This is a genomic window from Streptomyces sp. NRRL F-5135 (genome assembly GCF_000719775.1).
Taxonomy (GTDB): domain Bacteria; phylum Actinomycetota; class Actinomycetes; order Streptomycetales; family Streptomycetaceae; genus Streptomyces; species Streptomyces hebeiensis.
On sequence record NZ_JOHR01000007.1, the window covers coordinates 425,504 to 437,966 of the forward strand.

Genomic DNA, 12,463 nt, shown 5'->3' on the forward strand with positions numbered 1-12,463 from the left:
TCATGCGTGTACGTCATGCACTGACCGGCGCGGCGGTGGGAGCCGCGCTCGTCCTGGCGGGAACGCCCGCCACGGCGGCGCCGGCCGCCGTCTCCGGGGAGTCCGCGGTCACCTGCGGCAACGCCTACTGGCCGCATCAGCCCAATGACGGAACCAGGGGCAGGATCACCAAGTCCAGCAGTGCGGCCGCCCACACCGGCCCCTACGGCGACTGCACCATCACCGGCTACATCGCACCCAACACCGTCGTCGAGTACGACTGCTACGTCGTCAACGACTACGGGAACACCTGGACCTGGGTCCGCGTGCCGAACGGCGGCGGCAGCCTCGGCTGGGTCTACGACGCGTACCTGTCGGGCGGGGGCTCCGGCGTGCCCTGCGACAGGTGACGGAGCGCCGTTCGCGCTGACCATGTGACGGTCGAGGGGGGAAGGGAGACCGTCACGGGTCCTCCGCGCGGCCCGTTCGGGGGGACGGGCCGCGCGGCTCGCCCATGCTTCGTTGCACAGCATGCAACGGACGTTGCGCAGTGTGGCGCCGCGCGGCAGGATGACGCCATGACCTCCTCCCTCCTGGACCTCGCCCCCGTCATCCCCGTCGTCGTGCTGGACGACGCCTCCGACGCCGTCCCCCTCGCCCGTGCCCTGGTCGCGGGCGGCCTGCCCGCCATCGAGATCACGCTGCGTACGCCCACCGCGCTCGACGCGATCCGGGCGGTCGCGGCGGAGGTACCGGAGGCGATGGTCGGCGCGGGCACGGTGATCACGCCGGAGGCCGTGACCGATTCGGTGCGGGCGGGTGCGCGCTTCCTGGTCAGCCCGGGGTGGACGGACACGCTGCTGAGCGCGATGCGGGACTCGGGCGTACCGTTCCTGCCCGGGGTCTCCACGACGTCGGAGGTCGTGGCGCTGCTGGAGCGCGGGGTCACGGAGATGAAGTTCTTCCCGGCCGAGGCCGCGGGCGGTATCGGGTACCTCAAGTCCCTCGCGGGACCGCTCCCGGCGGCGCGGTTCTGCCCGACGGGCGGCATCGTCGCGGCGTCGGCCCCGTCGTACCTGTCCCTGCCGAACGTCGGCTGCGTCGGCGGTACGTGGATGGTCCCGGCGGACGCGCTGGCGGCCAAGGACTGGGACCGGGTCGAGTCCCTGGCCCGCGAGGCGGCGACGCTGCGGGAGACACGCCGCCCCTGAACCCCGGTTCTTCGGGCCCGAGGCCGGCGCGGTCCCGTCAGCGCAGATGTGACGTGTCGTTCAGCAGCCGCACCGACGCGTTGCCGTCCGCGTAATACGCGACCACCGACACAGAAGCGGCGGACAGCTCCATCCGGAACAGCGACTCCAGGGGTGCGCCCAGGGCCAGTTGCACCAGCGTCTTCACCGGCGTGACGTGCGTGACCAGCAGCACCGTCCGGCCCCGGTACCGTTCCAGCAGCCGGTCGCGGGTGGCCTCGATACGGCGGGCGACCGTCGCGAAGCTCTCGCCGCCGCCCGTGGGGGCGACGGAGGGGGAGGCGAGCCAGGCGTTCAGGTCGTCGGGGTAGCGGTCCCGCGTCTCCGCGAAGGTCAGCCCCTCCCACGCGCCGAAGTCCGCCTCGCGCAGTCCGTCCTCCACGGTCACCCCCAGGCCGAGCCGGGCGGCGACGGCGGCGGCCGTCTCGCGGCAGCGCCGGAGCGGTGAGCTGACGATGTCCTGAACGGTGCCGCGCTCGGCCAGGGACGCGGCGATCGCCTCGGCCTGGCGGCGGCCGACCGGGGACAGTTCGGGATCGGTGCCGCCGCTGCCCGAGAAGCGCTTCTCGGGCGTGAGGACGGTCTCGCCGTGGCGGAGGAGGACGAAGACGGCGGGAGGGCCGAGATCGGCGGGGCCCCAGCCGACCGACGAGGTCTCGGTGCTGAGGACGGCGGGGCCGCTCTCGGCCACGGCCGCCGTGACGCCGGTGCGGGCCTCCGTGGCGACGCCCGCGCCGGTGTCCGCGCCGACGTCCGTACCGGCCTGCGTGCCGGCGACGTGCGCGCCGGAGGCCGCCGCGACCGTGCCCGCGTCCGCCGGGGCGTCCGCCGTGCCCGCCTCCGCCGGAGCCGTTCCGGCCGCCCCGGCGGTTTCCGGCGCCGCGACCCCGTCCGCGGCCTCGACGCCGGTCCCGGGCCCGGCCCCGGCCCCGTCTGCGGACTCGGCCTCGGCCCCGGCCCCCGGCACGCCTCCGGGTCCGGGTCGGCCGGACACCGCCGACGGCGCCTCCCACCGCTCGCCCCGCGCACCCGCGTCCATCGCCTCGTTGGCCAGCCGGTCCGCGTGCTTGTTCCGCTCGCGCGGTATCCACTCGTACGTGACCTGCTCCGCCGGGAAGACCCGCGCGGCCTCGGCGGCCAGCGGCCGCAGGTCCGGGTGCTTGATCTTCCACCGGCCCGACATCTGCTCCACGGCCAGCTTGGAGTCCATCCGGACCCTGATCCGCGCGGCCGGGCCGAGCGCCTTGGCCGCCTTCAGACCGGCGAGCAGGCCCCGGTACTCGGCGACGTTGTTCGTGGCGGTGCCCAGGTACTCGGCGACCTCGGCCAGCGCCCGGCCGGTGCGCGGGTCCAGCACGACGGCGCCGTAGCCCGCCGGGCCCGGGTTGCCCCGGGACCCGCCGTCCGCCTCGACGACCAGCTCCGCCATGTGCCCCGGGTCCTCGGTCCCCGGTGTCGGCACGGCCATCGGCTACAGGCCCGACTCGGCGGTACGGACCAGGATGCGGCGGCAGTTCTCGCACCGCAGCACGGCATCCGGGGCCGCCGCCCTGACATCGTTGAGCTCGGTGATGTTCAGCTCCAACTGGCAGCCCTCGCAGCGGCGCTGGAACAGCCGCGCCGCCCCCACGCCGCCCTGCTGGCCGCGCAGCTTCTCGTACAGCTTGAGCAGGTCGGCCGGTACGGAACCGGCGACGACCTCGCGCTCCTTGCCGACGGACCCCGCCTGGGCGTCGAACTCCGCGAGCGCGGCGTCCCGGCGCGCCGTCGCGTCCTCGGCCTTGGCCTGGACGGCGGCGACGCGCTCCGTCAGCTCGGCGACCCGCTCCTGGGCGGACTCCCGGCGCTCCATCACCTCCAGGACGACGTCCTCCAGGTCGCCCTGGCGCTTGGCGAGGGAGACGATCTCACGCTGGAGGTTGTCCAGGTCCTTGGGCGAGGTGACCGCGCCGGAGTCCAGTCGCTGCTGGTCGCGCGCGGCGCGCTGGCGCACCTGGTCGACGTCCTGCTCCGCCTTGGTCTGCTCGCGGGCGGTGTCGCTCTCCTCGGTGGTGGCGGCGACCAGCAGGTCGCGCAGCTGGGCGAGGTCCTTGGTGAGCGACTCGATCTCGGCGTGCTCGGGCAGCGAGGTGCGCTTGTGGGCGAGCTGCGACAGTCGTACGTCCAGGGCCTGGAGGTCGAGGAGTCGGATCTGGTCGGCGGGCGCGGCGTTCAGTTGGGGGCTCCTGGGGTGTCGACTGCGGCGCGCGAAGCGCTCGTCGGGTGGGTGGACTGGGACGAGTGGGTGGCCGGGTTCGGGGCGGGGTGGGTGACCGGGTGGGTGGAGGTGGGGGCGAAGTGGGAGGTCCAGGGGTCGGTGACCGTCTTCGAGACATGGACCCGCAGGTCCCAGCCGTGCCGGTCGGAGATCTCGTCGAGCTGGGCGGCGGCCTGCTCGCACCAGGGCCATTCGGTGGCCCAGTGCGCGGCGTCGATCAGGCCCAGCGGGGAGTGCTGGGTGGCCTCCGAGACCGGGTGGTGGCGCAGGTCGGCGGTCAGGAACGCGTCCACGCCGGCGGCTCTGACCTGGTCGAAGAGACTGTCGCCCGAACCACCGCTGACCGCGACCGTGCGTACGAGAGCGTCCGGGTCGCCCGCGATCCGCACCCCTTGGGCGGTGGCGGGCAGCCGGTGCGCGACCCGGGCGGCGAGGTCGCGCAGGGTGGCGGGCCGGTCCAGCTCGCAGACCCTGCCCAGGCCGCGCCGCCCGTGCGGGTCGGTGGGGTCCGGTACGAGCGGCCGGACGATCCGCAGGTCCAGCGCGCCGGCGAGGGCGTCGGAGACCCCGGGGTCGGCGGTGTCGGCGTTGGTGTGGGCGACGTGCAGCGCGATGTCGTGCTTGATGAGCGTGTGCACGACCCGGCCCTTGAAGGTCGAGGCGGCGACGGTCGTCGTACCGCGCAGATAGAGCGGATGGTGGGTGACGATCAGCTCGGCGCCCAGTTCGACGGCTTCGTCGGCGATTTCCCGTACGGGGTCGACGGCGAAGAGCACTCGGGTCACGGGCGCGTCGGGGTCGCCGCAGACGGTCCCGACGGCGTCCCACTGCTCGGCCCGCTCGGGGGGCCAGAGAGCGTCGAGCGCGGCGAGGACATCGGACAGTCGAGGCACGGAAGACACAGCACAAAGGCTACCCGCCCGAGGGAACGCCCGACCCGGCCGTGGACCGGCCCGGGGGCGGGGGCCGGTCGAGAGCGCGTCGAGAGCGCGTCGGGGTCCGTACGCAGACGTACGCCGGCCGCGCCGACGGGCCGCCCGTCCGACACGTCGGCGGTCGCCTCGGCCCGCCTCGGCCGGCCTCGGCACAGGTCGACACACGCCACGGCGGCCGTCCCGGCCGCGCACACCCGGCCGCGCGGTCAGTGCGGTCAGTGCCGTCCGCGCGGTCAGTGCGGTCAGTGCCGTCCGCGCGGACCCGGCGGACCGTGCCGGCCGGATCCGTCACTTCGCCGTCAAGTACCCCCGCAGGTCGGCCAGGACCTGGTCGGCCGCCATCACTCCCAGGCCCAGGTACCACGTCTCGTCCTTGACGTCCTTCGCCCGGCCCTCCTCGACCGCCTTCAGGTTCTTCCACAGCGGGTTGGACCGGGCCGTGTCGCGCTGGGTCTTGTCCGGGTCCCCGTACACGCCCGTGAAGATCCAGTCCGCGTCCGCCTCGTCGATCTTCTCCGGGCTGATCTCCACCGCCAGGTCCTCGACCTGCTGGTTCTTCGGCCTCGGGAGGCCGACGTCCGTCAGGATCGTGCCGATGAAGGACGCCTTCCCGTACAGCCGCAGCCGGTCCGGCATGTAACGCACCATCGAGACCGTCGGCTTGTCCGCGCCGAGCTCGTCGCCCAGGGACTTCGCCTTCCGCTCGTAGTCCGCGAGTTCCGCCTTCGCCTCGGCCGTGCGGTCCAGTGCCTGGGCGTTGAGGAGGTAGTTCTCCTTCCAGGTGAAGCCGGGCCGGATCGAGAACACCGTCGGGGCGATCGCCGACAGTTCCTTGTACTTGTCGGCCGCGCGCAGCTGGCTGCCGAGGATGAGGTCCGGCTTCAGACCGGCGATGGCCTCCAGGTTGAGGTTGTTGATCGTGCCGACGTTCTTCGGGCTGCCCGCACCCTTCTTCAGGTAGCTCGGGACGCCCTCGTCACCCTCGGTCGGCGCGTAACCGACCGGCTTGACGCCCAGGGACACGACGTTGTCGAACTCGCCGACGTCCAGCACGACCACGCGCTCCGGGCGCTTTTCGAGTTCGGTCTTCCCCATCGCGTGCGTGATCGTGCGCGGGAACGTGCCCGGCGCCGCGTCCGTCCCGTACGACGCCGTCTTCTTCGCGGCTTCGGCGAAGTCCTTCCCGCCCGTCGCCACGGCGGCCTTCTTTCCGTCCCCGTCGCCGCCGGATCCGGATCCGGCCTTGTCGGAGCCGCCGTCGGCGGAGCCACCGCAAGCGGCGAGGGAAAGCGCGGCGGCCAAGGCCATGACGGCGGCGGTACCACGGGTCCTTATGGACATCTCTGGTGCTCCCTTGAGGGAAGGGCGGGGTGGTTAGGGCGACCTAACCCTAAGCTCCCGTCCGCCGCGCAGCACACCCACCCCCGCACTCCCTGATGAATCACCTTTCGGCCACCCATATAGGTGAAGTGCCCCCGGTGCTGTTGTTCGGGTGGAAGTGCGAAAACTAGCTTCGTCGCCGGAGGTGACCATCCGATGACGGCTTGTGTTGCCGAGCGGCGCACGGCACTCGCGATCACTGCGGACGGGAGCTACGCCGCCCGGCTGACGCTCCCCGCGGCGCCCCCGGGCGCCGACGGCGGAGCGCGAAGGGGAGAAGACGGCGGAGGCGGCGGCGCCGGCGGGGTCCGGGACATCGCGTACGGAGAAGGAGGCGGGCAGCAGGGGGACGGCTCCGGCGACGCCTGGTTCCCCGAGCGGTGGACCCTCGACGGGCCCGAGCCGTACGCCGTACCCCTCCCCCTCGACCAGCCCGAAGAGCCCGACACCGATGTCCTGCCGCTCGCCGACGGGCGCGTGCTCGTACGCCGCCGGGTGGCGGACCGGCACGACTTCTGCCTGCTCTACCCGACCGGGCACGCGACCGGGCACCTGACCGGCCACCCGGCGGCGGGGACCGGGACCGGGTACGGAGCCGGGGACGGCGGCGGGGCCGGATACGGGGGCGGACAGCGGGCCGGCCTCGGCGCGCGCGGCCGGCCGGCCGGACCCGCGCACGGTCGCCCCGCGGGCCCGGGGCATCCGGCCTGGCGCTCCCCCGCCGGCCGGGCCGGCGGCCCGGTGACGGGACAGCTCCCCGTGGGCGGTGTCGCGTGCGAGGAACTGGACCTGCTGCCACCCTCCCCCGACGGCCGACGCGCCTACGCCCTCACCTACGGCCCACACTCCACCACGGTGTGGCTGGTCGCCGGTGCCTCGTCCGGACCGGAACGGATCGCCGAGGTACGGGGCCGCTGCTCGGGCGGCGTCTGGCTCGACCGTACGGGGCGGATGCTCGCCCTGGACCGGCGGTCGGACGACGGCGTGGTGAAGGCCGTCGCGGTCGACCTGGCACGGGGCGGCGAGGTGACCCCGCTGCTCCAGATCACGGACGAGAGCAATGACCGTCTGCTGCTCGCCGACCCGGACAGCGGCCTCCTGCTGATCCGGTCCGACGCGCCCGGCCGGGAGTGGCTGGGCTGGGGCGTCCTGGGCAGTTCGCTGCCCGTGCGCTTCCCCGAGTGCCTGCGGCCGGCGGACGGCCGTACGGTCACGCCGTTCGCCGTGCAGCCCGGTCAGGCGCTGACCCCGGAGGGGTGCGCCGTGGCGCTGCGGATCGACGGGGGCGGCGCGAGCTGGATCGGCGTGTGGCGCCCGGCGGGACGGCGCCTGCACGAACTGCCCGCTCCGGAGGGCTGGCTGGCGGGAGCGGGGCTGTGGACCCGGGACGGTGTGCTGCGGCTGCCGTACGCGACGGGGGCGGTGCCGTGCGGAATGTCGTACCTCACGGTTCCGTCGGACCCGCTCGGCGGAGGACCTGCGCCGAAGCGGGCGCGGAAGCCGGAACCGGAGCCCGAACCGGAGCCCGCCCCCGGGCCCGGTGCCGCCCCCGAGGAGGAGAGCGGACCTTCCGCCACCCCCGCTCCCCCCGCTCACCGCCCGGCGCACAGGCCCGTTCCGCTCCAACAGGCACCCCTCATCGGCCGGCGGCCGCCTGGTTAGACTTTCGCCGGGGCCCGCCCGGGGACCGCGAGGTGAGCGGTGCGCCCGTCGCACCGCCGAGGCGGTACGGGACGGCGCGGGCCCTGCGCCACAGAAGAAGCGATCGCAACGGGGTGACTTCCCATCATGTCTGAAGCCCGAACCGCCACGGCCCAGGAGCGTGCGGGAGCGGCGGCCGCCGAGGGGGACGGCGGCGGCCTCGGAAGGCACCGAGGGGGTGCGGCGTCGACGGACGACTCCACGGCCCCCGTACACGGCCGTCACCGCCGCCCGGCGGGGTCGGACGGCGGTGACGCGGCCTGAACACCCGCGCCTGAGTCCGGCCGGCGGGTCCCGGAACAGGACCTGTCGGCGCACCACAGTCAACGCAACGGGTCAACGCCACAGGCACCGGCGTCGGCACCGGCGTCGGACAACCAGGTGGGAGGCCGTCGCGGCAACCCCGCGGCGGCCTCTCGTCGTTGTGCGTCCACCTCCGCATGACGAGGTGGCCGCCACGGCAGTTGAGCGACCCACCGAACAGGCCGTTGCGCGATTCGCGCAACCGCTGACGGACGTCACGACCCGATACCTCGTCAGGCGAACGCGGCGGTGAACCGGGCCGCGTCCCAGGACCGGAACGGGGCCGGGACCGGGACCAGGACCGAGGTCCCTCGCCTCGCAGCCAGGCAGCCACCCGGCCACGATCCGGCGCGCCTTCGGCCCGTACCGCCTCGCGGGCGGCGTACCGCCTCGCGGCGGCCACGATCAGGGCCGGGCCCGCGTACGGGCCACCTGCGCACCGTACGCCCCCTGTGCCCTCTCCGCCCGCGAGCAGTGTGCACACCTGCGGCATCGTCGGCCGATCATGACACAACATGCGCGGAACGCGCGAGACCTCTTGCGCACTTCGCGCGACCATGCGATCTTTTCGGCGCGAGCCGCCGCCTTGTCATCGCTCCTGAAAGGTCGAGGACCATGCCCGATGCCCTGCCCGAGCCCGGTACCCCCGCCGCGTTCGCCGCCGCCCTGCGCCGCCGCGAACGCCTCGTCGGCTACTGGTCCGTCCTCGACTCCCCCGTCTCCACCGAACGCATCGCCCGCCTCGGCTACGACTACGTCGCCCTCGACGCCCAGCACGGCCTGATCGAATACTCCGGCCTGCTCGCCTCCCTCACCGCCATCGACACCAAGGGCAGCACCGCCGTCGGCCTCGTCCGCGCCGAGGCCAACGACCCCGCGCCCATCGGCCGCGCCCTCGACGCGGGCGCGGCGGGCGTCATCGTGCCCCTCATCGACACCGCCCAGGACGCCGCCGACGCCGTGGCCGCCGTCCGTTACCCGCCGCACGGGGTGCGTTCGTACGGCCCCATGCGCGCGGCCCTCCGTATCGGCCCCGACCCGGCCGAGGCGCACGCCCAGACCGTCGTCCTCGCCATGATCGAGACCGCCCAGGGGCTGGCCAACGTCACCGACATCTGCGCCACCCCCGGCCTCGACGGCATCTACATCGGCCCCTCCGACCTGCGCATCGCACTCGGTGGCGCGAGTTCCACCGACCCCGCCCTCGACGAGCCCTTCGAGCGCGCCCTCGACACCATCCGTCGCGCCGCCGAGCAGGCGGGCATCGCCGCGGGCATCCACACCGCCGACGGTGCCACCGCCGCCCGTCGCCTCGCCCAGGGGTTCACGTTCGCCACCGTCTCCAGCGACCTCACCCACCTCGAACAGATCGCCCGCCACCACCTCACCGACGCCCGTACCGCCGGCGGCCAGGGATGACCGGGGCAGCCGGCGGGGGCGGGCTCGGGGCCTCGGCCACCACCACACTCGTCACCACGCCCACCTTCGCCCGCTTCTCGCCCGACCCCTGGGAACTCCTCGACCGAGCGGGCGCCGGACCGCTGCGCCCCGTCGAAGGCGCCGCGCTGCCGGCCGATGAACTGCTGGCGCGGGTCCCCGACGCCGACGCCCTGATCGTCGGCATGGACGCGATCACGGCCGAGGTCATCGACGCGGGACCCCGGCTCAAGGTCATCGCCAAACACGGGGTGGGCGTGGACACCATCGACCTCGACGCGGCGCGCGCCCGCGGCGTCCAGGTCGTCTGCGCGCCGGGCAGCAACTCCCGGGCCGTCGCCGAGTTCACGTTCGGTCTGATCCTGGACGCCTCGCGCCGCATCACCGCCTCGCACACCCGGGTGGCGGCCGGCGACTGGCCCAAGCTGTTCGGCCCGGAACTCGCCGGGAAGACCCTGGCCGTCGTCGGCTTCGGCCGGATCGGACGGCTGCTCACCGGCTACGCGCTGGCCTTCGGCATGACCGTGCTCGCCCATGACCCGTACGTCGGCGGCGCGGACATCGAAGCCCTCGGCGCACAGCCCGCCGCGCTCGACGACTGCCTCACCCGGGCGGACGTCGTCAGCCTCCACCTGCCCGCCGACCCGGCCGCCGGCCCCCTGCTGGACCGCCGTCGGCTCACCGCCATGAAGCCGGGCGCGCTGCTGGTCAACGCGGCACGCGGCGGCCTGATCGACGAGGCGGCACTCGCCGAGTTGCTCAACGACGGGCACCTGGGCGGGGCGGCGCTGGACGCGTTCGCCCATGAGCCGCTGGGCGACAGCCCGTTGCGTCACGCGCCGAACGTCCTGCTCACCTCGCACATGGCCGCGTGCAGCAACGAGGCGAACCGCGCGATGGGCATGCTGGTCGCCGAGGACGTCGTACGCGTCCTGGCGGGCGAACCCCCGCTGCGGCCGGCTCTCTGACCGGTGCCGGGAGGGGGACCAGGGCGTCCCTCCTCGGCCACCTCGGCCCGGCCGGGCCCTGCCCGGCGCGGCCGTCCGTTCCCGCACTGCCGACGCCGGCCCCCCTCGGTCGCACTCCCCGCTTGTCCCCGCTCCCCACACCCGTCCTCCCTCACCTCCCGATCTCCCGATCTCCCCCATCTCCGCGCCGGCGACGAGGCCGGCCGACGCCAAGGATCCGTCATGCCGAAAACGACGACACGGACGACGACGTCCGCCGCCCCGGGTGCCACGGCAGAGCCGCCCGACCCGTACGCGCTGCGCGCCGAGGACGTCCGCGAGGCACCGACGACCTTCGCGGGCCGGCTGCGCCACCTCGGCCCCGGCTTCGTCCTCTCCGCCGCCGTGGTCGGGTCCGGCGAACTGATCGTCACCACCTCACTCGGCGCCAAGGCGGGCTTCGCCCTGCTCTGGCTGGTGGTGATCAGTACCGGCGTGAAGGTCTGGGTCCAGATGGAACTGGCCCGCTGGACCATCCTCAACGGCCGTACGGCACTGGACGGCTACCGCGAGATAGGCCCCCGCGTCGGGCCCGTGAGCTGGATCAACTGGCTCTGGATCGGGATGGACTTCGCCAAGATGTTCCAGCGCGGCGGAATCATCGGGGGGACGGCGGCCGCCTTCTCCATCCTCTGGCCGATCACCGGCGAGCCGCTCAGTCACCAGTCGCTCGCGGTGTGGGCCGTCCTCATCACCGCCTTCACCGTCACCCTGCTGAGCACCGGCAGGTACGGCATGGTGGAACGGCTGTGCGTCGCCTCCGTCGTCGTCTTCACCCTCGCCACCCTGGGGCTGGCGCTCGGCCTGCCGATGACCGAATTCGGGTACGGGTCCGCCGAGTTGCGAGAGGGCTTCAGCTTCCTCATCCCGGTCGGCACCGCCGGTGTCGCGCTGGCCATGTTCGGCATCACCGGGGTCGGCGCCGACGAGATGACCACGTACACGTACTGGTGCCTGGAGAAGGGCTACGCGCGCTGGACCGGCCCCGACGACGGCAGCGAGGACCGGGCGCGCCGGGCCGCGGGCTGGCTGAAGGTGATGCGGCTCGACGTCGCCGCGGGCTGGCTGGTCTGCACGGTGTGCACGCTCTCCTTCTACGTGATCGGCGCGGCCGTCCTGCACCCGCAGAACCTGGTGCCCGAGGGCAACTCGATGATCACGACGCTGTCGCGCATCTACACGGACACCATGGGGCCGTGGGCGGAGTACGCGTTCCTCGTCGGTGCCATCACCGTGCTCGGTTCGACGCTCATCGGCTCGGTCGCCAGCGTGCCGCGCCTGTGGACGAACACCCTCGGGCTGCTCGGTGTCATCGACTGGAGCGATGTGCGGGTCCGGCTGCGCACGATCAGGATCCTCACCTTCTGTCTGCCCGCCGCCTGGACCGTCCTCTTCCTCTTCGTCCAGTCGCCCGTCCTGATGGTGCAGATCGGCGGCATCGGGGGCGGCGTGTTCCTGCTGGCCGTCGTGATCGCCGTCTGGCGGCTGCGGTCGACGGGTGTCGATCCGCGTTTCCGGGGCAGCGGGTGGCTCACGGTGGCGCTCGGTGTCAGCAGCGCGGCGATCGTGTTCCTGGGGGTGTACGGCGTCCTGGATGTGCTCGGGATCAGCCTCACGGGCTCCTGAGCTCCCCTCCGTCGAGGCGAGTAGACCGACCGGGCACGCCTGAGTACACATACTCATGAACGGTCTGCTCGCCTCGTAGAGGCTGGTCGCACACGTCAGCCAGAAGGAGCCAACTGTGCGTACCAGCAGCCGAGTTCACCCCATGTCGTCCGCGACGCCCCGCAGTCGCGCTCGTGGTCGCGGCGGAGTGACGCGCTCCGTGTGGGGCCTCGCACTGGCCGGCGTGACCGCCGCGGTGCTGACCGGCTGCTCGGTGGAGGAAGCGATCTGCAGCGATGGCGAGTACCCGGTCATGACCGTCGGCGGCACCGGCAGCGCGTGCGTGGCGAACGACGAGGAGCCGCCGAAGGGGTACGTGCGCTACCCGGAGGGGAAGGTCCCGGAGCACGTCGACGACAAGTGGGACACGTACTGGGACACTCACACCGTCGACGAGAACGGCAAGATCATCGACGCCCCGGGCGAAGGGGAGTGAGCCGGCTCCGTCGGTGGACGCGAGGCGAACGGCCGGATGCGGCGTGACGGCCTGGGCGGCGTAGCGGCCGACGCGGCGTAGCGGTTGCGGAGTCGGCGGAAGACGGAAGACGG

General features: G+C 73.5%; 11 protein-coding genes. 7 read left to right on the plus strand and 4 right to left on the minus strand.

The genetic code is table 11. The features are described from left to right. The first annotated feature begins 2 nt into the window (after window positions 1-2). Together IG02_RS0114400 and IG02_RS0114405 are read left to right on the plus strand one after the other, a co-directional pair. Window positions 3-389: an SH3 domain-containing protein gene (locus IG02_RS0114400; RefSeq protein ID WP_030746515.1), complete on the plus strand. Its 387-nt coding sequence runs from the start codon at window positions 3-5 to the stop codon at window positions 387-389. 168 nt (window positions 390-557) lie between these two features. Then, window positions 558-1,190 carry a bifunctional 4-hydroxy-2-oxoglutarate aldolase/2-dehydro-3-deoxy-phosphogluconate aldolase gene (locus IG02_RS0114405; RefSeq protein WP_030746517.1) on the plus strand — a complete coding sequence of 211 codons (633 nt, stop codon included), beginning with the start codon at window positions 558-560 and terminating at the stop codon, window positions 1,188-1,190. A 37-nt stretch (window positions 1,191-1,227) separates the two neighbouring features. Here IG02_RS0114405 and IG02_RS0114410 read toward each other — a convergent pair whose 3' ends face one another. The 4 genes from IG02_RS0114410 to IG02_RS0114425 all read right to left on the minus strand — a co-directional run bounded on the left by IG02_RS0114410 (window position 1,228) and on the right by IG02_RS0114425 (window position 5,762). Next, entirely contained in the window at window positions 1,228-2,658 is a 1,431-nt protein-coding gene (locus IG02_RS0114410; protein ID WP_030746519.1) for a bifunctional RNase H/acid phosphatase, read from the minus strand. Window positions 2,659-2,700: 42 nt separating this feature from the next. Further along, on the minus strand, window positions 2,701-3,444 hold the full coding sequence (locus IG02_RS0114415; protein WP_078854490.1) for a zinc ribbon domain-containing protein: 744 nt from the start codon (window positions 3,442-3,444) through the stop codon (window positions 2,701-2,703). Further along, window positions 3,441-4,379, minus strand: coding sequence for a Nif3-like dinuclear metal center hexameric protein (locus IG02_RS39290; protein WP_030746531.1), 939 nt, complete (start codon window positions 4,377-4,379; stop codon window positions 3,441-3,443). Before IG02_RS39290 ends, IG02_RS0114415 begins: the two co-directional genes overlap by 4 nt. A 330-nt stretch (window positions 4,380-4,709) precedes the next feature. After that, window positions 4,710-5,762 (minus strand): ABC transporter substrate-binding protein, encoded by a 1,053-nt coding sequence (locus IG02_RS0114425; RefSeq protein WP_030746533.1) that lies wholly within the window; start codon window positions 5,760-5,762, stop codon window positions 4,710-4,712. A 195-nt stretch (window positions 5,763-5,957) separates the two neighbouring features. Between IG02_RS0114425 and IG02_RS42800 the strand changes: the two genes are divergently transcribed. From IG02_RS42800 to IG02_RS0114450, 5 genes are all read left to right on the plus strand, one after another. Then, window positions 5,958-7,463 carry a hypothetical protein gene (locus IG02_RS42800; RefSeq protein WP_234314735.1) on the plus strand — a complete coding sequence of 502 codons (1,506 nt, stop codon included), beginning with the start codon at window positions 5,958-5,960 and terminating at the stop codon, window positions 7,461-7,463. Between the two features lie 957 nt (window positions 7,464-8,420). Further along, window positions 8,421-9,224, plus strand: coding sequence for an HpcH/HpaI aldolase family protein (locus IG02_RS0114435; RefSeq protein ID WP_051765001.1), 804 nt, complete (start codon window positions 8,421-8,423; stop codon window positions 9,222-9,224). Continuing rightward, window positions 9,221-10,210, plus strand: coding sequence for a phosphoglycerate dehydrogenase (locus IG02_RS0114440; protein ID WP_030746541.1), 990 nt, complete (start codon window positions 9,221-9,223; stop codon window positions 10,208-10,210). The genes IG02_RS0114435 and IG02_RS0114440 overlap by 4 nt, the downstream gene beginning before the upstream one ends. Before the next feature lie 222 nt (window positions 10,211-10,432). After that, window positions 10,433-11,875 carry an Nramp family divalent metal transporter gene (locus IG02_RS0114445; protein WP_030746544.1) on the plus strand — a complete coding sequence of 481 codons (1,443 nt, stop codon included), beginning with the start codon at window positions 10,433-10,435 and terminating at the stop codon, window positions 11,873-11,875. 187 nt (window positions 11,876-12,062) lie between these two features. Continuing rightward, window positions 12,063-12,350: an SCO0607 family lipoprotein gene (locus IG02_RS0114450; RefSeq protein ID WP_030746547.1), complete on the plus strand. Its 288-nt coding sequence runs from the start codon at window positions 12,063-12,065 to the stop codon at window positions 12,348-12,350. Window positions 12,351-12,463 lie beyond the last annotated feature (113 nt).